Origin of the sequence: Sorangium sp. So ce394 (genome assembly GCF_051474665.1) — a bacterium.
In the GTDB taxonomy this organism is placed as follows: Bacteria; Myxococcota_A; Polyangia; order Polyangiales; family Polyangiaceae; genus Sorangium; species Sorangium cellulosum_D.
Genome location: NZ_CP150339.1, coordinates 3,679,396 through 3,701,539, shown reverse-complemented (window position 1 = coordinate 3,701,539; position 22,144 = coordinate 3,679,396). Strand labels below are relative to the sequence as shown.

The window sequence follows — 22,144 nt, the reverse complement described above, 5'->3', positions numbered from 1 at the left end:
TCAGCTCGCGGCGCGCAGCCACTGCCGCGACAGCTCGAGCACGCGCGCGTTCTCGGGGATCTCCCCGAGGAAGCTCCGGCGGTGCGCCGCGGGCAGCCGCTCCGCCCGCGCGCGCAGCCGCTCGCCCACGCCGGCGATCGCCGCGCACGCGGCCTCGCGCTCGCCCGCCGCGTGGAGCGCCTCCGCGTGGACGAGGCGGGCGAACGTGCCCTTGTAGCCGGGCGCGCCCCAGCGATCGTGCGCCGACACCACCTCCGTCGCCGTGGCGAGCGCGTCCTCGACGCGGCCCGCGGCGAGCCGGATCGAGGAGAGCAGCGCCCGCGCGCCCGCCTGCTCCAGCGGCAGGAACGCGAGCAGATCGATCGCGGTCAGCGCCTCGCGCTCCGCCGCCTCGAGATCGCCCTCGCGGCGGAGCAGGCTCGCGAGCGCCCAGCGCGCGAACCCCTGCTGCAGCGGGTTGCGCCGCTCCAGCCCCATCCCGAGCATCGCCCCCGTCTCGTCCCGCGCCCCGTCGAGCGCGCCGCGATCGATCAGCATCTCGATGCGCAGGAACGTCCGCAGCCACGACACCGGGCCGAGCTCCTCGCCCGCGGACATCGTCTCGAACAGCTCGCGCTCCGCCCGGTGGAGATCGCCGAGCAGCCGGGCGTTCATCCCGATCGCCACCTGCGACACGATCGACCCGCGCCAGTAGCCCGCCTGCACGAAGCTCGCGCGCGCCGCCTCGGCCTGGCACAGCCCCGCCCACAGATCCCCGTCCCGCCACGCCTCGTGGAACGCGTGCGCGATCTGCAGCCACCCGCGCGCCACGGGCTCGCGATCCGCGACCGGCTCCGCCACCTCGCGCACCCGCCGCGTCAGCGCCTCGGCCAGCCGGAACTCGCCCAGCTGGGCCGCGTAGTAGCTCCCCACCCCGAGCGCGAACGCCGCCACCCCCGTCGCCTCCGGCGCGAGCTCCACCGCCTGCAGCGCCCGCACCGTCGCCGTGAACTCGTCCATCCGCCCGAGGTGGATGTCGGCGGTGATCTTCGCCGGCACCGTCCGCACCCACGGCATGCTCCCGGGCGTCAGGAAGCGCTGCGCCTGCTCGAGGTAGAGCAGCGCGTAGTCCCACTCGCTGCGCCACGCGTGCACCTCCGAGAGCACGCCGAGGAGGCTCAGCTGCACCGCGTCCGGCACGCCGCACTCGAGCCCGCGCCGGGCGCGCGCGATCGCCGCGTCCGCGTCGCTCCCCCGCAGCGCCTGCTCGGCCGCGCGCAGGTAGAAGCTCCCCGCGCGCAAGAGGTCGAGCCCCCGCTCGTAGTGCTCGGCGAGCATCGTCGGATCGCTCGCGCCGTTCTGCTCGAGGAACGCCGCCGCGAGCCGGTGCCCGAGGACGCGATCGGTGTCCGTGAGCATCTCGTAGGCCCCCTCCCGCAGGAGCGCGTGCCGGAACATGAACTCCTCGTCCCCGGGGACCCGGCTCTCCTTGCGGCGGACGATCACCTCCCCGTCGCAGAGCTCCGAGAGCACGTCGTGCGGAGCGGCCCACGGCTCCGCGCTCCCGAGCAGCGCCTCGACGCCGCCCCGCCAGAAGACGTCGCCGAAGACGCTCGCCGCGCGCAGCACCTTGCGCGCGTCGCCGTCGAGCGCGGCGAGCCGCGCCTGGACCATCGCCAGCACCGTCTCCGGCAGCACGTCGCCCTTGCCCTCGGCCACGGCCCGGATCAGCTCCTCCAGGTAGAACGCGTGGCCGTCCGCGTGCGCCACGAGGCGCGCCACCGTCGCCGCGTCCAGCTCCTCGCCGAGCGCGTGGCGCACCAGGCGCTCGCACGCCTTCTTCGGCAGCTTCGTGAGGTGAAGCACGCTGAGCGCGCGCCCGCTCCAGAGCGACGGGAACAGCTCGCGGACCTCGGGGCGCGCCAGCCCGAGCACCATGAACGGCTGCTCGCCGAGCGCGCCGAGCACCGCGTCGACGAAGCGCACCGTCGGCAGATCGCCCCAGTGCAGGTCCTCGAGCACGAGCAGGACGGGGCGCGCCGACGTCTCGGCGGCGAGGAAGTCCTCCCACGCGCGGCGCATCTGCTTGCTCATGGTCTCCGCGTCGTCGCGGGCCGCCCGCAGCAGCGCGCTCTCGGCGCCCGGGAACGGGACGCCGGCGATCTCCCCGAGGAACACGGCCACGCGCTCGCGGTCGGGGCCGGGGACGTGCCGCGCGACCCGCGCGACGATCTTCTGCTGGCGGGCGGCGGCCGCCTCGCCGCCGTGGATGCCGCACGCGCCGCGGATCGCCTGCCCGAGCAGGCCGAACGCCGAGCCCACGCGCAGCGCGTCGCCGCAGCCGGTCCAGATCTCGACCGGGCCGCCCTCGGCGCGGAGCGCGCGCGTGAACTCGTGGGCGATCCGGGACTTGCCGACGCCGGGGGGCGCCGTCACGAGCACGGCGCGGGCGACCGGCATCTCGACGCACTCGGCGAAGATCGTCTGCAGCGTGAGCAGCTCGCGATCCCGGCCGACGCACGCGCTCGCCCTGCCGAGCAGCGTCTGCGCGCCGCCCGCGAGGTCGCGCTCGCCGTGGAGCTCTCGCCGCTCGCCCTCGCCGGACACCTCGAACCGCGCGCCGAGGAGCCGGGCCGTCACGTCGTCGATCGCGATCGGCGGCGCGCGCGTGTCGGGATGCCGCTGGACCGCCCGCCGCGCCTCGCAGGCGCCGAGCAGCCGCGCGGCCCGATCGATCGCCTCCCCCATCGGCAGCTGCCGCGCCATGTGCGCCCGGCCCGTGGAGAGCGCCATCGGCCGGGTCGGGGCCAGCTTCCGCAGCGCCAGCGCGCAGCGCGCCGCGTGCGCCGCCTGATCGGTCGCGTCCCGGCTCGCGACGATGGCGATCACCGCCGAGCCGTCGGCGAGCGCCTCCATGTGCCCGCCGTGCGCCTGCACGACCTGCCGCAGCTGCGCGTCCACGGTCACCTGCAGCGTCTGGTCGAGCGGCGCGGTGTCGGCCTCGACCGGCGCCGGCTCCTTCCCCACGAGCAGCACGGACAAGAGCCGCAGCTCGCTCGAGGTGAGCGCCTCGGGGCGCTCCGACGCGACCCCGCGCGGGGGCCCGCAGCCGGCGGACCGCAGGGTGCTCAGGATCACGGCGACGGTCGCGCCGTCGCTGAGGCGCTCGTCCGGCTCCTTCGCGAGCATCAGGTGGATCACCGCGTCGAGCTGCGGGGGGACCTCGGGGCGGAGCGAGCGGACCGCGGGGACCTCGCCGAACAGGATCTTCGCGAGGATCGCGGGGATGTTCTCGCCGACGAACACGGGGCTGCCCGTGAGGCACTCGAAGAGCACGCAGCCGAGGGCGAACACGTCGGCGCGCGGCGTGAGCGCGTTGTACCCGACGCGCGCCTGCTCCGGGGCCATGTAGGCCGGCGTCCCGAGGGCGACCCCCGTCAGGGTCATCGGCGTCGCGTCGAGCCGGCGCGCGATCCCGAAGTCGAGGATCTTCACCTGGTCTATCTGCCCGTCGACGAGGAACAGGTTGCTCGGCTTGAGATCGCGGTGGACGACGTCGTGGGCGTGCGCGGCCGCGAGCGCCTCGCCGGCCTTCACCCCGAGCGTCAGCGTCTCTTCGATGCTGAGCCGGCCGCGCAGGAGGCGCCGCGCGAGATCCTCGCCTTCGAGCCACTCCATGGCGAGATAGGACTTGCCCGACGAGGCCCTCCCGTGGGCCACGTGCCGCACGATGCCCGGGTGGGAGAGCTCCGACAGGAGCCTTGCCTCCCGCTCGAACCGCGCCTCGTGCGCGCCCTCGCCGAGCACCACCTTGAGGGCGACCGTCTCGCCGGTCGCCCGATCGAGGGCCCGGAACACCTCCCCCATGCCGCCGGAGCCAGCGCGCGTGAGGAGCTCGAACCGCTGCCCGACGACGTCGCCGACGCGCATGAAAGAAGTATTGCCCGGCTGCCGATGCGATGTCCAGCGCGCGAGAAGGAGAGTCGGTCGCTCGTACGGTCCTCGTACGGTTCCTCTCGCGGCGCTCGCCGCTCTGCTTGCAATCCTCGTAGAATTTCTCGCTCTACGTCTCTCGTGCTCGACAATCACGCTGGCAGCCGACATGCACGTTCATGACGTGCTTATGTCCAGGCGTGTCCACGCCGAGCGAGCGTGGGAGTCCACAGCGCTGCGCGCGCGCTCAGCGCGGCCTGTGGAGTGTCACTCCGATCCTCGGCGACGGCGCGGCTCCGGCGGCGGCGCCTCGTCGTTACGTCTCGTGCGGAGCGCGCGGAGCCCGTCCGGCGCGAGGTCCTCGAGCGCGGACGACAGCGACTGATGCGTGGACAGATCGCCGAGATCGATATCGAGGGCGACCAGGCTCATCGCGATCTCCGGGCGCACGCCGACCAGGATGACACGGGCGCCGAGCAGGGCAGCCGCGCGGTGGATCTGCTCCAGCGCGTGGGCGGCCGGGGCGTCGACGCGCGGGACGCCGGTGATGTCGAGCAGCACGCAGCGCGCCCGGTGCCGGTTCACGCCCTCGACCACGCGCTCGAGCACCTCCCGGGCGCGGCCGGTGTCGAGCTCGCCGATGAGCGGGACGAGGAGCACGCCGCGCAGGAGCGGGATGAGCGGGCAGCCGAGCTCGCGCACGGCGGCCGAGAGCGCGCGCTCGCGCAGATAGGCCTCCTCCAGGCTCGCGTGCTGCTCGGAGAGCGACTGCATCAGCGCGTCGCGCTCGAGGGCCGCGCTGAGGAGCGCGCCCCAGATCGCGACGGTGCCCTCGTCGCCGGCGCTCTCGATCGAGCCCGGGCCGACGATCGCGAGGACCCCCCAGTCGCGGTGGAGCGTGCGAATCGGCTGGAGGGTCACCATGAATGGGCCGCCGGCGGTCGAGGACGGCAGCAGCTCGGCGGGCGGGAAGGCCTCTCGCGCGTAGACGTCGCCGAGGGCGGGAGTCGGGGTGCCATCGCGGCTGTAGGCGCCGGTGACGACGAGCCGCTCGCGGGTCGTCGGGTCTTCCCAGAGCCCGAGGCACCCCCAGACGGCGGTCGTCGAGTCGAGCCAGGAGAGCGAGCGGGACTCTTCCTGGGTGCCGCCGAGCAGCGCGAGGCTCACCTCGTGATCGGACCGCACGACCACGCCGAGCTCCTCGACGAACTGCCGCTCGGCATCGATCCGGGCCAGGGTGAGCGAGAGGCGCAGTCGCTCCAGGAGCTCCTCGACGCGCGCCTCGGCCGACTCCGCAGCTTCGGCGGTCCACCCCCCGCGCGGGCGGCGGTGCCGGCCGAGGAGGCGGGCGATCCCCATCAGGCTCTCCACGTCGGGCGTGAGGCGGACGGCCTGCTGGCAGGCCTCGTCGATCGCGTCCGACGGAGGGGGGCTCGCGCCCTCGAGCGCCGCGAGGTGCCCCTCGATCACCGTGGCGACGCCGGGCCACACGGCGGCGGGGGGCGTATCGGACGGGAGCGGATGGCCGATGAGCAGCTCGACCATCTGCCGGGCGAGGACGTCGCCGGCGACCTCGTCGGGCGCGCCGCCCCGCCGGTGGAGGAAGCCCTGGAGCAGGTTGCACCCGCAGGTCCGCCGCGGGACGAGCGCGGTCGGCGCGAGCACGGGCCCGGGCGGGACGGCCTCGCCGGCGAGCTGCGCCAGCACGAGATCGCACGCGATCTTCCCGAGGCCGTCGAACCGCTGGCGCACGGTGGTCAGGGGCGGGGTGGACCACTGGGCCTCGGTGATGTCGTCGAAGCCGACGATCGCGAGATCGTCGGGGATGCGGCACCCCGCGGCCTGGAGGACGGACATCATGCCGAGCGCGTTCTTGTCCGTGGCGACGACCGCGGCGGTCAATTCGCCCCGGCGCGCGAGGACGGCCTCTGCGGCCTTGGCGCCGCCGGATTGCCAGTTGTTCTCGGCCTCGAAGACGAGCCCGGGGTCGAAGGGGATCCCGCTCTCGGCGAGCGTCTCCTTGTAGCTCTCCAAGCGCTCGCGGATGTCGTCCTGGTCCATGAAGCCGACGTAGGCGATGCGCCGGTGCCCGTGCTCGACGAGGTGGCGCACCGCGGCGCGCATGCCTTTGCGGTTGTCCGGCATCACGGTCGGGCAGCCCGCCTCGGGGGCGCAGGTGCTGATCGTGACGAGCGGGACGCGCGCCGCTGCGAGCCGCTCGATGCCGTCGGTGGCGAGCACGACGATCCACCCATCCACCTGGTCCCGGGCGAGCGAGGGAGCCTGGATGAAGTCGGGGGTGCCGCAGATCACCACGACGCGGTGGCCGCGCTGCTGCGCCGCCTGGTGGACGCCCTTGAGGATGGCGCTGAAGTAGAAGCCGTCGAGGAAGGGCGTGAGGACGCCGATGGTGGTCGGGCGGGAGGGCATGGGGGGTGCGCGCGCGCTCCGGGCGTCCGCATCGTCGCGGTCCGGGCGTCGGCATCGTCGGTGCTCATCCTACCGGACATCGAACCACCGGAGGAGCGCCCCGGCGGCGAGATCGCCTCACGCGATGAGCGCGAATCGTGCTCCCCACCCGCGGCGCGAAGCGCGCTGAGCCGCGCGGAACGGCGGGGCATCCGCCGCCTCGCCAGCGTCGGCGCGCGGCCCGCGAGCCTTCCCCACCTGGGTCTCCTCGTGTACACGCGATGGAAGCGAACCAGCATCGGCGCCCGTAAATCCCGTGTGACTTGTGATCTACCCGCGTGTACACAGGCCCCCCACAATTTGGCGACTGAGCTAACATTCTCTCCGTCATGACGCGCCGCACCATACGAAGTCGCCCCCTCCCCCGCCGCGAGCCCGGTCCGCCGGCGCGAAGGGGGCGGCGATGAGCGAACCGGCCGTACGTACGCTGATGTCGGTCCTCGGCGCCTGCGTCGCGCTCGCCCCGGCCGGGGCGTGGGCCCAGGAGTGCGACCGCGGCGCCGCCGACGTGTCGTGGGTGCGCCTCGCGGGCGCGGAGGCGCAGTGCCCTAGCGCGGCCCAGTTCCGCGCCGAGATCTCGCGGCGGCTCGGGCGCGATCTCGTCACCACGGGCAAGGTCGCCTCGATCGAGGCCATGGTGCAGGGGCAACCCGGCGCCTGGTCGGCCACGATCCGGACCCAGCTGTGCGACGGCGCCCCGCCGACCGTCCGCGAGTTCTCCGACCACGGCCAGAGCTGCGACGGGATCGTGGCGGCGGCGGCGGTGCACATCATGCTCACCACCGATCCCGAGGCCGCCCTCTCCCCCCCGGCCGAGGCCCCCCCGCCGCCGGCCGCGGCGCCGGCGCCGCCTCCTCCTCCGCCGGCCGCCGTGCGGCCGCCGAGCCCGCCGGCGGCCACGCGGTCGCCGGAGCCGCCGTTCCCCTGGCCGGCCGAGACCCGGGCCGCGCCGCCGCCGGCCGAAGATCCGCCGCCCGTCGGGATCTCGGTCGCCTGGCGCGGGTTCGCCTCGGTGGGCCTCGTCCCCTCGCCCGGCGCCGGCGTCGCCCTCTCGGGCGAGTGGGCGGTCCTGCCGCGGTGGACCCTCGAGACCGGGGCGCTCTGGCTCCCGGAGCAGCACGCGACCCAGCGGACGTTCGCCTTCGGCCTCACCGCCGGCTGGCTCGGCGGGTGCCTGGAGGCGGTCCGGAGCCGATCGCTCGCCCTCGGGCTCTGCGGCCGCGTGGTGGCGGGCGCCATCCACGCCGTCGTCTACGGGGACGAGCAGATCACCCCGACGATCCTGCCGACCGACGTCGGCTCGCGGGCCTGGCTCAGCCTCGGGGCCGGCACCCGGCTCGGCGTCCGCATCGTCGGGCCGCTCCGGCTCGAGACCGGGATCGATCTCTTCGTTCCGATGACACGGTACAGCTTCCAGCTGCAGGACGGGCAGCCGGCGGGCTTCGAGCAGCCGGCCGTCGGCGGCGCGGCGTTCGCGGGGGTCGGGGTCACCTTTTGATGAAGGATCCCCCGGCTGGCAGCATCCACCAGACCGTGGAGCAAGCTTTACGAGCAGAGGTCCTGGGCGACGCCAAGCAGTCGCCGCGGAGCCTCGTCGCCCTACACGCCGAGCACGGCGGATTCGTCTGGGCCACCCTCCAGCGGTTCGGCATCCAGCATCCGGACCTGGAAGATGCCTTCCAGGACGTCTTCATCGTCGTCCAGCGGCGGCTCCCGTCCTTCGACTGGGCCTGCCCCATCACGACCTGGCTCTTCGCCATCTGCCGCCGCGTCGCCGCGTCGCACCGCCGCCGCGCGCACACGCGGCGGGAGCGCCTCGGCGAGGTGGTGGACGACGTGCCGGACTCCGCGCGCGGCCCCGAAGAGATCACCTCCCAACATCAAGCGAGATTGCGGCTCGATGGCATCCTCGAGGCCATGGATCTCGACCGAAGAGCCGTGTTCGTCATGTTCGAGATCGAAGAGATGCCCTGCAACGAGATCGCGAGCCTGGTCGGCGTCCCCGTCGGCACCGTATACTCGCGCCTCCACGCAGCACGGAAAGAGTTCGCCACGCTGTTGAAGAAGAGCGAGTCCGAGCGCGCGCGCAGGGGGGTCCAATGAGCGATCCGAAGCGATGGAAGCAGGAAGGTGGCGGCGCCCCGCTGGGAGCGCGCGAGCTCCTCCTCGCCGCCTCGCGCCCGCGCCCGATGACGTCCGCCGAGCTCGCGCGCACCGCGGCCCGGGTGGCGCCGCTCGCGACGAGCGCGGGCGCCGGGGCGACGGTGCCGATGTGGATCAAGGGGATCTTCCTCGCGGTGGGCCTCGGCGCCGGCGGGGCCGGGCTCTACGCCGCCCTCGACGACGGCCGGAGCGCCGCCGCGCCGCTGACGGACCTGCCGCTGGAGCAGCTGTTCTCGAGCGCGCGGGGCGGCCTGCCCGCCGCCGCGCCGCCGCCCGCGCCCGAGCCGGCGCCCGCGCCGGCGGCGGAGCCGGCGCCCGCGCCCGTCGCCCGCCGGGAGGCGCCGCGGAACGCCCGGCCGGCCGCGCCGGCGCCCGACGCGATCGCCGCGGTGGACAACGACGACCTGGTCCGGGAGTCGAACCTCGTCGACCAGTCGCGGGCCGCGCTCGCGCAGGACCCGGCGGCCGCCCTCGCCGCGCTGGCCCGGCACGAGGCCGATTTCCCCAAGGGACGGCTCGCCGAGGAGCGGGAGTTCATCGCGATCCGCGCGCTGATGCGCCTCGGGCGCGCCGACGAGGCGCGGGCGCGGGCGGCGGCGTTCGTGGCGCGCTACCCGTCGAGTTCCTTCGCCGAGCCGGTGCGCCGGATCGTCAGCGCGACGCCGTGACGCCCTGACGGCCCGAGGGCCGCGAGGCCGCGGCGCCGCGGCGGGCTGACGAGCGACGCGCCCCTCACGATTTCGTGAAGGGCCAGCGGGCTCGGCAGCATTCACGGGGCATGTGGCGATCCTCGACGAGGACGGGCCGGTGCGCCGCGCCCGGCGCCCGGGCTGGCCCCCCGGCCGCGGCCGTCGTCCTCCCGGCGGCCTCCGCGCAACCGCCCGCCGCGTGCCCGACCGACGCCGCCGTCATCGGTCGGGAAGCTGAGCCCCGCCGACGACGGCCATGGCGGCGAGATCCGTACACCGCCCCATGAACATGAGCGTTCGCGGGACAGGCATCTTCCTCGACAGGGAGCTCTCCCCTATCGACGACCGCGGCCCGGGCAGCGAGGGTCGCGCGCAACTACGCTTCACGCACGAGCTCCATCCGACGTTCGAGCACATGAACGGCGAATCCCTCGTCCACGCCAGCGACGATGATCTCCGGGTGTTCATCGACGGCCGATCGGCGCCGCACGCGCGGCGCCTGGCATGTCACGGACACGACATCGGATAAGGCTTGCTCGGGACGTAAATACCACTATTGTTCAGCCCGCGTTCACGGGCAGCCGCTCCGGGAGATGAGGGCGTCACTTCGCCTCATCGCAGAGCCGTAGGCACGACGCCATCCATGCGCGTCGTGCCCCGCTCGGGCGCGCGCTCGACTCGTGTCTTCGCAGGTCGACGCGCGCGCTCGTCCGCGATCGTCGGGCTCTGTCCGCACGTCCATCCATCACCCGGGAGCGCGCGCGCCAGAGCGCGGGCTCCGTCGTTTGTCGTCGTCGTTCTCAGGAGGTTTCATGTTCTCTAAGCCGTCGAGTTCGAGCAATCCGGTGCGCTCTCATGTTGGCTCTGCCCCCGCCGGAGCGCTCCGACGGGCGCGGCGCGCCGCGCTGATCTCGCTCGCGATGCTGCCGGTCTCCTGCGCGGATCTCTCGCCGACGGACGGCGATCCGGCCGATCTCGCGGAGGGCGACACCGCGTCCGCCGCACAGGAGCTCTCGCTGGCGTTCCCGATCGAGGGGCGCAAGTCGCTCGTCGTCACGAACGCCGATATCCTCAGCGCGTTCACGCTGAAGGACGTGCTCCAGCAGCTCATCGATCAGGCGGGCGTCAGCCTGACGCCCCTCCAGCTGTTCCAGCAGCTCATGGACACGAACCGGAAGGCCGCGGACGGGCTCGGGCTCGGCCCGAACTGCGATGACGTGGTGATCCCCGGCTCGGACGGGTCGATCAACGGCTGGCCGATCGACTGCCCCCGCGCCGTGGGCTTCGAGGCCGACCGGGATCCCTTCGCCGACGAGACCGCCGACAACGCGTACGTCGCCACGACCCTGTCGAACCGCTTCGACCTCGCCCCGCCGGACGGCGCCAACTGCGGTGAGTACCGCGTGGTCTTCGCGAGGCGCTCGGGCATGACCCCGGGGGCGTTCCAGCTGCGCAACTTCATCATCTTCGAGGCCCGGCTGCCCAACCCGACGCCGAGCCTGGGCCGGGAGGGCTGCCGCCCGGTCGTCGATTTCTGGTACGGCCTGTCCGACCCGTCGGAGACCCTCGCGGACCGGCGGGACGCGCTGCACGACTTCTACTTCGAGGGGCTGCCCGGGTTCGAGCCCGTCATCCACATCGATCATTACGGTCAGAACACAGGGCCGTTCGGCGGCCAGATCCGGACCAACGAGTTCCTCTTCGCCCCCGAGGTCGTCGGGGATCCGCCCGTGCCCTTCACGACGTGGAACCTGCGGGAGTTCAGGCTCCTGCACACCGGCTCCGGGACGAGCGCCACGCTGGTCGCGACCCCGTCCTTCGTGAAGGACACCCCGGCCGCGCCGCTCTTCGATCCCGCGTCGACCGACGCGCGCGCCGTCACCTTCCGGAACACGTCGTTTCCGAGCCTGGTGGAGCGGCTCGCCGCGGCCGACGACATCAACCGCTTCGCGTTCGAGCCGGGCTACCCGACGACCATGAACGCCGGGGAGAGCCAGATGATCGGGCTCCAGAACAACTACTTCGCCACGTTCGGCAGCGGGACCTCGGCGCTCAGGACCAGCATCCAGAACAAGCTCACCGCCATGGGCAGCACGCTCACGCCGGACCAGATCGTCGGGCGCGCGTTCTCGCTGTCGTGCAGCGGGTGCCATGAGCCCATCGGCGACGCCACGGGCTCGCCCACCGTCGATCTCGACCTCGGCACGACGGATACGCTGGCCAAGACGGCCCCGTTCGTCCAGACGACCGAGCAGCTCGAGAGCGACCCCATCGAGGGCGGGCAGCGCTTCGCCATCTCGGAGGCGCTCACCGAGGTGTTCATCCCGTTCCGGGAGAACGTGATGGCGGACTTCCTCCTCAACAACCCGATCCTCGGGTTCGAGAAGCCGGGCGCGTGGACGTCGACGCAGGCCCAGCTGTCGCTCCACACGGGCCGCGCAGTGGAGGGCATCTCCTCCCTCCAGATCCTGACGCCGGGCACGTTCCACGCGGTCGTCAGCCCGAATTTCAGCACCGCGGGGCTCACGATCGGCAACAAGATCACGGTCGACCTCTTCGTGTCTCCCGCGCAGCCGAACCCGAGCTGGGTCGGGAACGTCGAGGTGCTGATCTCGATCCCGTCGGCCGGCATCAACAACGAGTGGGCCGGGAACGTGCCGCTCACGCCGATCACGCGGGGATCGTTCCAGAGGCTCCAGTTCGCCTCGCTGGCGACGGCGACAAAGAACGCGCTGAGCGCAACGCCGCGGCCCACCGACGTGAAGCTGCAGTTCAACTTCAACGTGACCACCAACTCGGGGCCGTACTACCTGGATAACGTCCGGTTCGAGAATTAGCGGGGGCGGGCGCTCGCGAAGGCGAGCGCCCGCTCAGGAAGAGGCGCCGGTGCTCTCCCCCCCGACCGGCGTCCTCTTCCTTTTTTCTTTTGTGGCCCACGCGCGCCCGCGCACGGCCACGCCGCGGGGCGCTCGCTCGACCCAGGAACCTTCGCGTGGGATTTCGTTTCCCGGGGCACAGGGCCGGGAAATCCGTGCTCCCTGCCGATCGGATGAAGGACAACCGCGGTCGCACCATCCAGGGATCAGGTGGCATGAGCGACGACCGGAACGGCGTGGGAGGTCAGGGCAGATGCGGTGCCAAGGCCCGATGGGGCGCCGTGCAGGTGCATGTAGGCACCAGGGAACGCCATGACACCCACCGTCTCCGCAGGCTCACGCGCAGGAGGGCCGCAGCAGCGATCCGTCGGACACAGTCCGCCAAGACGGACAAATCATCCGTTATAGTGGACAAGAGCCGTGGGCTTTGTTATGACGCGTTCATGTCAGGCATTGCCATCATCACTGGAAGTGTTTCCGCCCGTTCGAAGACGGCCGCGCTGGCCGCCCGGATCGCGGCGCGGCTCGGGCGCGAGGGGTTTCGCGTCACCACCGTCAACGTCCGCGATCTCCCCGCCGAGGACGTCCTCTTCGGCCGCGTCGATTCGCCCGCCGTCGCGGACGCGGTGCGGATCGTCGCGGAGGCGGCCGGCGTCGTCATCGCGACGCCCATCTACAAGGCCTCGTACACGGGCGCGCTCAAGGCATTCCTCGACCTCCTGCCGCAGTTCGGGCTCGCGGGGAAGGCCGTGCTGCCGCTCGCCACGGGGGGGACGCTCGCGCACGTGCTCGCCATCGATTACGGGCTCCGCCCGGTCCTCCAGTCGCTCGGCGCTCGGCACGTGCTCGCCGGGCTCTTCCTCCTCGACAAGGCGCTTCGGCTCGGCGAGGACGGCGCGCTCGAGATCGATGACGAGCTCGGAAGCAAGCTGGAAGAGGTCGTGAGGCCCTTCATTGACAGCGTGCTCCGCGAAGGCCTCCCGCTCCCGGCGCGCGACGTGGCCGCCTGAGGTCCGGCCGGGGAGGAGGGCGGCGAGCGGCGCCCTCCGGTTCGATCGCTCGATCCCACGGAAGCGCAAGACACCAGCCAACAACTCCCGGTGCTTCGAGGTAGACCATGCGCTTGCTGACCCTCCCCACCCCGGAATCGACCACGGCCCCGACCGAGCGCGCCACGGCGCTCGCCTTCGAGGACCGCCGATCGCACCAGCTGCTCCAGCGCGTGAAGCAGGCGGCCGCGGGCGACGCGGCCGTGCTCCTCGCCGGCGAGACCGGGACGGGAAAGGAGATCCTCGCGCGCTACGTGCACGAGCTCGGCGCGCGCCGCAGCCGGCCCTTCGTCGCCGTGAGCTGCGCGGCGCTGTCGCCCGCGCTCGCGGAGAGCGCGATCTTCGGAGTCGAGCGCGTCGAGCGCGTCGAGCATGGGAGCGGCGCGAGAGGCCCCGCCCCGAAGCGCAGCCTGGTCGAGGCCGCCGAGGGCGGCACGCTCTACCTCGACGAGATCGGGTATCTCCCGGTCGGCGCGCAGGACAGGCTGCTGCGCTTGCTGCAGGATCGCGAGGTCGTCCGGCTCGGCGCGCGGCAGCCGGCGCCCGCCGACGTGCGCGTCATCGCCGCCGCCAGCGTCCCGCTCGAGGACATGGTCGCCGTCGACAGGTTCCGTGAGGACCTGCTCTCCCGGCTCTCCGGCGCGGCGATCGCGGTGCCGGCCCTGCGCGAGCGGCCGGGCGACATCCTCCCGCTCGCCCGGCATTTCCTCGCCATGTACGGGCGCCGCCTCGGCCCCGCGCCGTGCGTGCTCGCGTCGTCGGCGATGGAGCGCCTGCTGGCGCACCCGTGGCCGGGCAACATCCGCGAGCTGGAGCACGTCATTCAACAGGCGCTCCTCGTCTGCCGCGCCGGCCGCGTGACAGGGAGCGATCTGCGGCTCGCGAGCCTCCCCCCCAAGGCGCCTCCGCCCGCGCTCCCCGGCGCGTCGAGCGGCGTCGACGCGTGGATGGCCACGCTCGAGAGCGCCATCACCGCCCTGTTCGAGGGCGACTTTCCCAACGTGCACGAGCGCGTCGAGGAGATCGTGACCCGCGCCGCGTACCGCCGCTGCGAGCGCAACCTGGGGCACACGGCGAACCTGCTCGGCGTCACCCGCGACCTCGTGCGCGCGCGTCTCTTGCAATCCGGCGAGCTCGCGGCGCCCCCCACGTCGGAATCCCCAGCATCGCTGTCGAGGGCCGGGGAGGCGCGCGCGGCGGTGCGAGAGCTCCTGGCCCCCGAGCCCTGACCGCGCGCCCGCGCCGCGCGCGGTCACGGCCCGGAGCAGCCCGGCGGCGCGCGCGACGCGCGCGACGCGGCGCTCTGGCCCGCTCAGCTCTGCGACCGCTGGGGGAGGATGTCGTTGGCGATCACCTCGCCGAACGGCCCCGTGAGGTTGGTGCGGACGTCAGGCCCCTTCCGCGCGACGGAGAGCCGCGGGAAGAGCAGCTCGGCGACGCGATAAGCCTCCTCGAGGTGCGGATAGCCCGACAGGATGAACGTGTCGATCCCGAGCTCGGCGTACTCGCGCATGCGGAGCGCGACCGTCTCCGGGTCGCCCACGAGCGCGGTGCCGGCGCCGCCGCGCACGAGCCCGACCCCGGCCCAGAGGTTCGGGCTGATCTCGAGCGCCTCGCGCCGCCCGTTGTGCAGCGCCGCCATGCGCCGCTGGCCCTCGGAGTCGAAGCGCGCGAACGCCTGCTGCGCCGCGGCGATGGCGCGGTCGTCGAGGTGCCGGATGAGGTCGTTCGCCGCGGCCCACGCGGCCTCGGCCGTCTCGCGCACGATGACGTGCAGGCGGATCCCGAAGCGCACCTCGCGCCCCTCCGCGGCCGCGCGGCGGCGCACGTCCGCGATCTTCTCGGCCACGGCCGCCGGAGGCTCGCCCCACGTCAGGTAGACGTCGTGGTGGCGCGCGGCCAGCGCGTGCCCCGCGGGCGACGATCCGCCGATGTAGAGCGGCGGGTGCGGCGTCTGGATCGGCGGATACAGGAGCTTCGCCCCCTTGACGCGCAGGTGCTTGCCCTCGAAGTCGACCGTCTCGCCGGCCATGACGCGGCGCCAGATGGTGAGGAACTCGTCGGTCACGGCATACCGCTCGTCGTGGCCGAGAAAGACGCCGTCGCCCTCGGCCTCCGCGGGATCGCCGCCGGTCACCACGTTGAGGATCAGGCGGCCGTCGGAGAGCCGATCGACCGTGGACGCCATGCGGGCAGCCCACGTGGGCGAGCCGATGCCCGGCCGCAGCGCGACAAGGAACCGCAGCCGCTGCGTGAGCGGGATCATCGCCGACGCGATCGCCCAGGCATCCTCGCAAGACCTCCCCGTGGGGAGCAGCACGCCGTAATAGCCGAGGTCGTCGGCGGCCTGCGCGATCTGGCGAAGGTAGGCGAGCGAGACGGGGCGCGCCCCCTCGGCGGTGCCGAGATAGCGGCCATCGCCGTGCGTCGGGAGAAACCAGAAGATGTTCATGAAATCGTGGGCTCCTCGCCCGTGGATCACCGGGCCTGCGGCCCGGAGGCACGTTTCGCGCCGCAGACGCGAGGTGACGGGCTTCCGCGCGAGCGCCGCCCGCCGTCCGAGGGCGCCCGCGCGCACCGCGACGCTGACGCTGCTGCTGGAGCAGCAGTTGCTGCTGGAGCAGCAGCGCGCGCGCAGCGACTGCTGCTCCAGCAGCAACGCCGGACAGCCTTCATGGCGCAAGGACCGAGTCCGCGCGGGCTGCTCGATGGCACGGCTCATGCCTAGTTCTAAGGCAATTTCCGACTTTAGCCAGTGATGTGCCAATGGCGCGCGACGTCGCGACATCGCATGTCCACCGAGGCCGAGGCATGCAGGGCGAAGTGGCTCACGCAAGCAATGGACAGTCGCCTCCGGCGCCGGGCAGCGCGCTCGACGTCGCCGACGATCTCGCGCGCGCCTTCGCCGTGACGGCCGTCGAGCGGGACAAGCGGGGCGGGACGCCCAAGGAGGAGCGCGATCGGCTGCGGCGGAGCGGGCTCTTGGCGCTCTCGGTGCCGGCGCCCCTGGGCGGCTGGGGAGCGCCCTGGACCGTCGTGCTCGAGGCGGTCCGGCGCATCGCCCGCGCCGACAGCGCCGTCGCCCATGTGTTCGGCTTTCATCACCTGATGCTCGCGACGCTGCGGCTCTTCGGGAGCGCGGACCAGGCGAGCCGGCTCCAGGCCGCGAGCGTCGCGGAGCGCTGGTTCTGGGGAAACGCGCTGAACCCGCTCGACACGCGCGCGCGCCTCGTGCGCCGCGGCGACGGCCTCGCCGTGCGCGGCGCGAAGAGCTTCTGCTCCGGGGCGAGCGACTCGGACATGCTCATCGTGTCGGCGCTCGACGACGCGACATCCAAGCTCGTCGTCGCCGCCGTCCCCACCCGTCGGCCGGGGATCCGGGTGCTCGACGACTGGGACAACATGGGACAGCGGCAGACCGACAGCGGCACCGTCGAGCTCGACGACGTCGAGGTGCGGGCGGACGAGCTGCTCACCACGCCGGGGCCGCTCGGCTCGCCGTTCGCCTCGCTGCGCCCGTGCCTCGCCCAGCTCGTGCTGGTGAACGTGTACCTCGGCATCGCCGAAGGGGCGTTCGAGGAGGCGCGGCGGTACACGGGCACGCGGCGGCGGCCGTGGATCGCCGCCAAGGGGACGCCCGCGACCGAGGACCCGTATGTCCTCCTCCGGTACGGCGACCTGTGGCTCGCCCTCGAGGGCGCGCGCCTGCTCGCCGATCGAGCCGGGGCGGCGTTCCAGGCGGCGTGGGAGCAAGGAGATCGGTTGAGCCCCGAGCAGCGCGGCGGGTGCGCGATCGCCGTCGCCGCGGCGAAGGTGGCGACCTCGCGCGCGGGGCTCGAGATCACGAACGGCATGTTCGAGGTGATGGGGGCGAGCGCGACGACCGCCAGCGCCGGGATGGATCGGTTCTGGCGGAACCTGCGCACGCACACGCTGCACGACCCGGTCGATTACAAGTCGCGCGAGCTCGGCGCCTATGCGCTGAACGGCGCGATCCCGGAGCCGAGCTTCTACTCGTAAGGGAGCGCGACACGACCGATCCGGGCAGCGAGCCCTCCCGGGATGGCGACGTCGAGGCGCGGCGCGCGCGCGGCGGGGCGGCGCCGTGACGGGAGCTCGTCGGACCGGACCCTGGCAAGAGCGATCGGCGCGCGTGCGCCGTCATGAGGAGAGAGACATGGCGAGACGAGATGATGCAGCGATCCGCGAGCGCGTGGGGGCGATTGTCGCCGCCGTGATCGCGCCGAACGCCGAGCGGATCGATCGCGAGGGGGTCTTCCCGCGCGAGAACCTCGACGCGCTCGCGCGCGAGGGGTGGAATGGGGTGCTCCTGCCCGAAGAGCTCGGCGGCCTCGGGCTGGGCCACACGGCGTTCGCCATCGCGGCCGAGGAGATCGGGCGCGCCTGCGCGTCGACCGCGCTCGTCTACGTCATGCACATCGGCGCGGTGCAGACGATCGCGCTCTTCGGCAACGACGATCAGAAGGAGCGGTGGCTCAAGCCCGCCCGGCGAGGGCTCGTCGGCACCTACTCGACGAGCGAGAAGGCGTCGGGCGGCCACTGGTGGTTCAACTTCAGCGAGGCGGCGCGCGACGGGGACGATTACCTGATCTCCGCCGAGAAGTCGTTCACGACCAGCGCGGGGAAGGCCGACTATTACGTCCTCCAGACGCGGACGCCGAGCGCGAAGGGGCCGACCGACATCACCTTCTTCATCGTCGACGGGAAGCGGCCCGGCATCGAGGCGGGCCGCTGGGACGCGCTCGGGGTGCACGGCAACCACAGCGGGCCGATCCGCTATAGCAACGTGCCCGTGCCGCGCCGCGATCGGCTCGGCGCGGAGGGCCAGGGCAAGGACATCATCTATCACGGCGTCTCGCCGGTGTACCTCATCGGGCTCGGCGCCGCCTGGCACGGCGTCGCCCGCGGCGCGCTCGCGACCGTGACCCAGTACGCGCTCGGCACGGTGCACCGCGACTTCGATCGCCGGCTCGCCGACTACCAGGTCCTCCGCCAGCAGCTCGGGGAGGCGAAGGTCCTCGTCGAGAGCCTCCGCCCCTGGCAGGCGGCGCTCGCCGAGCAGCTCGACGAGCTCCAGGCGGCGGGCAGGCCGCAGGGCGAGCTGCTCATGCCGCTCACCGAGTTCAAGGTCCACGCCGCCGAGGTGGCCAACAAGGTGGCGCGCCTCGCGCTCGACGTGAGCGGCGGCTACGGCTACCGCCGCGGGCCGCTCGAGCGCGCCTTCCGCGATGCGCGCGCCGCGATCGGCATGGGGCCGTCCAACAACATCGCGCGCGAGTGGATCGGCAAATCCCTCGTCGGCTTGCCGCTCGAGCTCTTCGAGGCCGGCGGAGAGTGAGCCCCCGCGGGCACGCTTGGAGGAATGAAATCATGAGTGATCACGGAAATGTTGTGCCTACCGCGCTGACCGCGCTGCCCTCGACGGCGCCTTCGCGCGGCCCCGTGAAGTTCGCGTACTGGGTGCCGAACGTCAGCGGCGGGCTCGTGGTGAGCAAGATCGAGCAGCGGACGCACTGGGGCATCGACTATAACCGCAAGCTCGCCCGGCTCGCCGAGGACAGCGGCTTCGAGTATGCGCTCAGCCAGGTCCGGTACATGGCGAGCTACGGCGCCGAAAACCAGCACGAGTCCACGTCGTTCAGCCTGGCGCTCTTGCTCGCGACCGAGCGGCTCAAGGTGATCGCGGCGGTCCACCCGGGGCTGTGGCACCCCGGGGTGCTCGCGAAGCTCGGCGCGACCGCCGACGACCTGTCGGGCGGGCGGTTCGCCGTCAACGTCGTGAGCGGCTGGTTCAAGGGGGAGTTCACCGCCCTCGGCGAGCCGTGGCTCGAGCACGACGAGCGATACCGGCGCTCGGAGGAGTTCATCCGGGCGCTCCGGGGCATCTGGACCGAGGATCACTTCTCGCTGCGGGGCGACTTCTACCGGATCAACGACTTCACGCTGAAGCCGAAGCCGGTGCAGAAGCCGCACCCCGAGATCTTCCAGGGGGGGAACTCGAAGGCAGCGCGGCAGATGGCCGCCCGCGTCTCCGATTGGTACTTCATGAACGGCAACTCCATCGAGGGCGTCCGCGCGCAGGTGAGCGAGATCCAGGAGCTCGCGGCGCGGGCGGGGCGCCGCGTGAAGTTCGGCCTGAACGCCTTTATCATCGCCCGCGACACGGAGGAGGAGGCGCGGCAGGTCCTGCGCGACATCATCGCGCACGCGGACGTCGAGGCCGTGAACGGCTTCGGCGACGCCGTGCGGCAAGCCGGCCGCGCGTCGCCCGAGCGCGAGGGCATGTGGGCCAACTCCAACTTCGAGGATCTCGTGCAGTACAACGACGGCTTCCGCACGGGCCTCATCGGCACCCCCGAGCAGATCGCGCGGCGGATCGTGGCCTATCAGGCGGCCGGGGTCGATCTGGTGCTGGGCGGGTTCCTGCATTACCTCGAGGAGGTGGAGCAGTTCGGGAAGAAGGTCCTGCCGATCGTCCGCGAGCTCGAGGCCGACGAGGCGCGCAAGGCGGCCTGAGGGCGGCCGGCGCCCGCGCGGGCGCCGGCGCCTTCCGGCGAGCTCGGTCCGGGCGGGGCGGGCGCCCCGCGGGCGGTCGGCCCCGGATCAGCCGTCCTCGTCGCCCGCACGGCGCGCCATGCACCCGTACATGAACGGCGGATAGTCGGCGTCCTCTCCGTGATTGCGCCAGGCGCCGACAGGGGTGATCCCCTCGCTCGTCAGCCGCCACGGGCCGAGCAGGGGGCGGATGGCCTCCGGGGCGCGCATGTGGAACCGGAGCCCCGGCGCCTCAAGCAGCGCGACGATCCGCGGGTACCGGCGGCACATCTCGCTGTCGAAATCGAGCGCCATCAAGCTGCCGGGCGGCGCCAGGTCGTGGAGCGACGCGAACGTCGCCACGAGCTTGTCGTCGGCGATGAAGGCGGCGACCCCGACGAACACGATCCCGAGCCGCCGGATCGGCCCGAGCACGCGCTCGACCGACGCCCGGTCCAGTGTGGTCAGGTCCGAAGCGTCGCAGTAGGCATACCCGACGTTCGGCAGGCCGGCGAGGATCCGCTGCCCCATCGCGATGTTGATGGGATCCACGTCGGTGTAGAGCACCCGCGCGTCCGGCACGGCCTCGTGGACGTTCCCGGAGGTCGGCAGCCCGGCGCCGAAGACGAGGAGCTGATCGATCCCCTCCGCGCGGATCGCCCTCGCGGCGCGCCCGATGTACGCGCGCAGGACGCGGAAGATGCCGCGGAAATCGCCGTACGCGGCCTCGTATTCCTTCGCCGCCTCGATGTCGACCGGCAGGTAGTGAATGCCGCCGAGCCAGTAATCGATCATACGCGCCGCGTTCGCGTGCGCGAACCGTCCCACGGATGCTGAACCGCTCATCATCTGACGTCTCCTGCCATCTCCGCCCATCTCCGCCCATCTCCGCGCCGCGCGCCGGCCGGCCCCGGCGGGGCACCTCATCGGCGCGCGGCCAAAAGGACGCCATCGTTGCCGATCGCGCTCGGCTTCCTCGTGAAATGGGCCCTCAGCTCGCCTGCGAGCCGCCGCTTCATGAGCTCCGCCGCCGGGTGCCGGTCGTACCAGAACCGCTGAAGGACCTCCGCGGCGCTCGCTATCCTCTCCTCGAGATCGGCCTCCTCGCAGCGGAGCTCGACGTTCACCCTCGTCATCTCGATGCTCCTGAAGCCGCGGCCGAAGAGCACCTCCGCGGCCGTCGCGAGCAGGTATCCCTGATGATCCGCCGCGTCGCCCGCCACGGCGCAGCAGTTCCTGTTCAGCAGGCCGATCATCTCGTTGTCGGGGGCCCCTTGCACGATCAAGATCCTCGACCCGCGCTTGTCGCACACCCGGATCATCTCCTCCACGGCCCTCACGACGTCATCGACGTAGTGAAGCACCCAGGTCGATACGACCCCATCGAACGTGTCCTCCTCGATCGGCAGGCGCTCGGCCTTGCCGCGCAGCACGCAGATCCTGTGGCCCGCTCGCCCCTCCCCGATCGCGGACGCGCTCGCCGCGTCGGGCTCGACGGTCGTGCACCCGCCGAGCGCCTCCGCGATGCGCCGCACGACCACCCCGGTTCCTCCGCCGATATCCAGGACCCTCGTGCAGCCCTCCAGCCGGTCGAGGATGGGCGGGATGTCATTGCGGACGAACCGGCGCGACGCGAGGGCCCAGGCCTTATGGGTCAGCCGATGCGGCCGGCGGGGGCGCGCGGGCATCGCCTCCGGCGCACCGCAGAGCGGATAGCGGCTGACGTCGAACCCGGTCATGGCCTCTCCCGTCGGCGTCAGGACGCGCCGCCCCGCGCTCGGATCTCGTGGATGACGTGCGCGTGAGGCCCGTCGTCGTCGCGGCGCACGATCCGGGACGTGTACCCGAGCCGCGCCGCGATCGCGCCCGGATCGTTCTCTGCTCCCGCCATCTGCGAGAAGGGCATGAGAATGACGGAATCGCGCGCGACGAAGCCCCTCGCCTGGATCAAGAACCTCTCGATGATGGCGCGGCCGCCGTCACGCCTCATGCCGAACACGCCTCGCGGCGCCGTGCTCGGATAGAAGGGCTGATTGAACACGATGAGATCGAACGTCGTGCCAGGTGGGACCGACGAGAACAGATCGCTCTCCACCGCGCGGACCCGGAGCGGCGGGTTCCTCGCCACGTTCGCTGTCGTGCACGCGATCGCCGGCGGGTGCTTGTCCACCGCCCAGACCTCTCTGGCTCCGTTCTTGCTCAACACCAGGGCGAGGTACCCCGATCCGCAGCCCATATCGAGGGCGCGACGAGGCGTGTACCGCCCGAGGACGGCCGCGAGCCGACGCGGCGAGTAGCCCAGATCGGGGGGAAAGACGTCTTGTGCGACCCAGATCCGAAGTCCGTCGACGTCGATCGCGTACGGCTGCCGGCGGCGGATCGCGCGGAGCTCGGCGTCGCGTCGAGTGTGTTCGCTCGACAACATGCCTCA

The 22,144-nt window shown here is 72.6% G+C and carries 16 protein-coding genes; 10 read left to right on the top strand and 6 right to left on the bottom strand.

The window, feature by feature from the left end; genetic code table 11:
* Both WMF33_RS13880 and WMF33_RS13875 read right to left on the bottom strand, forming a co-directional pair.
* A complete protein-coding gene (locus WMF33_RS13880; RefSeq protein ID WP_437337588.1) occupies positions 1-3,909 on the bottom strand; it encodes a protein kinase domain-containing protein in 3,909 nt (1,302 codons plus the stop codon).
* 270 nt (positions 3,910-4,179) lie between these two features.
* On the bottom strand, positions 4,180-6,342 hold the full coding sequence (locus WMF33_RS13875; RefSeq protein ID WP_437337587.1) for a substrate-binding domain-containing protein: 2,163 nt from the start codon (positions 6,340-6,342) through the stop codon (positions 4,180-4,182).
* Between the two features lie 442 nt (positions 6,343-6,784).
* On the opposite strand from WMF33_RS13875, the gene WMF33_RS13870 reads away from it, so the two are divergent.
* The 7 genes from WMF33_RS13870 to WMF33_RS13840 all read left to right on the top strand — a co-directional run bounded on the left by WMF33_RS13870 (position 6,785) and on the right by WMF33_RS13840 (position 14,387).
* Entirely contained in the window at positions 6,785-7,879 is a 1,095-nt protein-coding gene (locus WMF33_RS13870; protein WP_437337586.1) for a hypothetical protein, read from the top strand.
* Positions 7,879-8,484, top strand: coding sequence for an RNA polymerase sigma factor (locus WMF33_RS13865; protein ID WP_061621260.1), 606 nt, complete (start codon positions 7,879-7,881; stop codon positions 8,482-8,484). The genes WMF33_RS13870 and WMF33_RS13865 overlap by 1 nt, the downstream gene beginning before the upstream one ends.
* The gene (locus WMF33_RS13860; protein WP_437337585.1) at positions 8,481-9,212 is read left to right on the top strand and encodes a hypothetical protein; all 732 of its coding nucleotides are present in this window, start codon (positions 8,481-8,483) and stop codon (positions 9,210-9,212) included. The genes WMF33_RS13865 and WMF33_RS13860 overlap by 4 nt, the downstream gene beginning before the upstream one ends.
* A 304-nt stretch (positions 9,213-9,516) precedes the next feature.
* A complete protein-coding gene (locus WMF33_RS13855) occupies positions 9,517-9,762 on the top strand; it encodes a hypothetical protein (protein ID WP_437337584.1) in 246 nt (81 codons plus the stop codon).
* A gap of 316 nt (positions 9,763-10,078) precedes the next feature.
* The gene (locus WMF33_RS13850; protein ID WP_437337583.1) at positions 10,079-12,070 is read left to right on the top strand and encodes a hypothetical protein; all 1,992 of its coding nucleotides are present in this window, start codon (positions 10,079-10,081) and stop codon (positions 12,068-12,070) included.
* A gap of 482 nt (positions 12,071-12,552) precedes the next feature.
* On the top strand, positions 12,553-13,119 hold the full coding sequence (ssuE, locus tag WMF33_RS13845; RefSeq protein WP_437337582.1) for an NADPH-dependent FMN reductase: 567 nt from the start codon (positions 12,553-12,555) through the stop codon (positions 13,117-13,119).
* A gap of 107 nt (positions 13,120-13,226) precedes the next feature.
* On the top strand, positions 13,227-14,387 hold the full coding sequence (locus WMF33_RS13840; protein WP_437337581.1) for a sigma 54-interacting transcriptional regulator: 1,161 nt from the start codon (positions 13,227-13,229) through the stop codon (positions 14,385-14,387).
* Positions 14,388-14,470: 83 nt separating this feature from the next.
* On the opposite strand, the gene ssuD is transcribed toward WMF33_RS13840, so the two are convergent.
* Complete coding sequence (gene ssuD, locus WMF33_RS13835) at positions 14,471-15,610, bottom strand: FMNH2-dependent alkanesulfonate monooxygenase (RefSeq protein WP_437339479.1); 1,140 nt, start codon at positions 15,608-15,610, stop codon at positions 14,471-14,473.
* Positions 15,611-15,969: 359 nt separating this feature from the next.
* Here ssuD and WMF33_RS13830 point away from each other — a divergent pair, with 359 nt between their 5' ends.
* The 3 genes from WMF33_RS13830 to sfnG all read left to right on the top strand — a co-directional run bounded on the left by WMF33_RS13830 (position 15,970) and on the right by sfnG (position 19,695).
* The gene (locus WMF33_RS13830) at positions 15,970-17,178 is read left to right on the top strand and encodes an acyl-CoA dehydrogenase family protein (RefSeq protein WP_437337580.1); all 1,209 of its coding nucleotides are present in this window, start codon (positions 15,970-15,972) and stop codon (positions 17,176-17,178) included.
* A gap of 157 nt (positions 17,179-17,335) precedes the next feature.
* Entirely contained in the window at positions 17,336-18,517 is a 1,182-nt protein-coding gene (locus WMF33_RS13825) for an acyl-CoA dehydrogenase family protein (protein ID WP_437337579.1), read from the top strand.
* A 32-nt stretch (positions 18,518-18,549) separates the two neighbouring features.
* A complete protein-coding gene (gene sfnG, locus WMF33_RS13820; protein ID WP_437337578.1) occupies positions 18,550-19,695 on the top strand; it encodes a dimethylsulfone monooxygenase SfnG in 1,146 nt (381 codons plus the stop codon).
* 87 nt (positions 19,696-19,782) lie between these two features.
* On the opposite strand, the gene WMF33_RS13815 is transcribed toward sfnG, so the two are convergent.
* From WMF33_RS13815 to WMF33_RS13805, 3 genes are all read right to left on the bottom strand, one after another.
* Positions 19,783-20,559 (bottom strand): SAM-dependent methyltransferase, encoded by a 777-nt coding sequence (locus WMF33_RS13815; protein ID WP_437337577.1) that lies wholly within the window; start codon positions 20,557-20,559, stop codon positions 19,783-19,785.
* A 77-nt stretch (positions 20,560-20,636) separates the two neighbouring features.
* Positions 20,637-21,452, bottom strand: a complete 816-nt coding sequence (locus tag WMF33_RS13810; RefSeq protein WP_437337576.1) for a class I SAM-dependent methyltransferase — start codon at positions 21,450-21,452, stop codon at positions 20,637-20,639.
* A gap of 17 nt (positions 21,453-21,469) precedes the next feature.
* On the bottom strand, positions 21,470-22,138 hold the full coding sequence (locus WMF33_RS13805; protein ID WP_437337575.1) for a methyltransferase: 669 nt from the start codon (positions 22,136-22,138) through the stop codon (positions 21,470-21,472).
* Positions 22,139-22,144 lie beyond the last annotated feature (6 nt).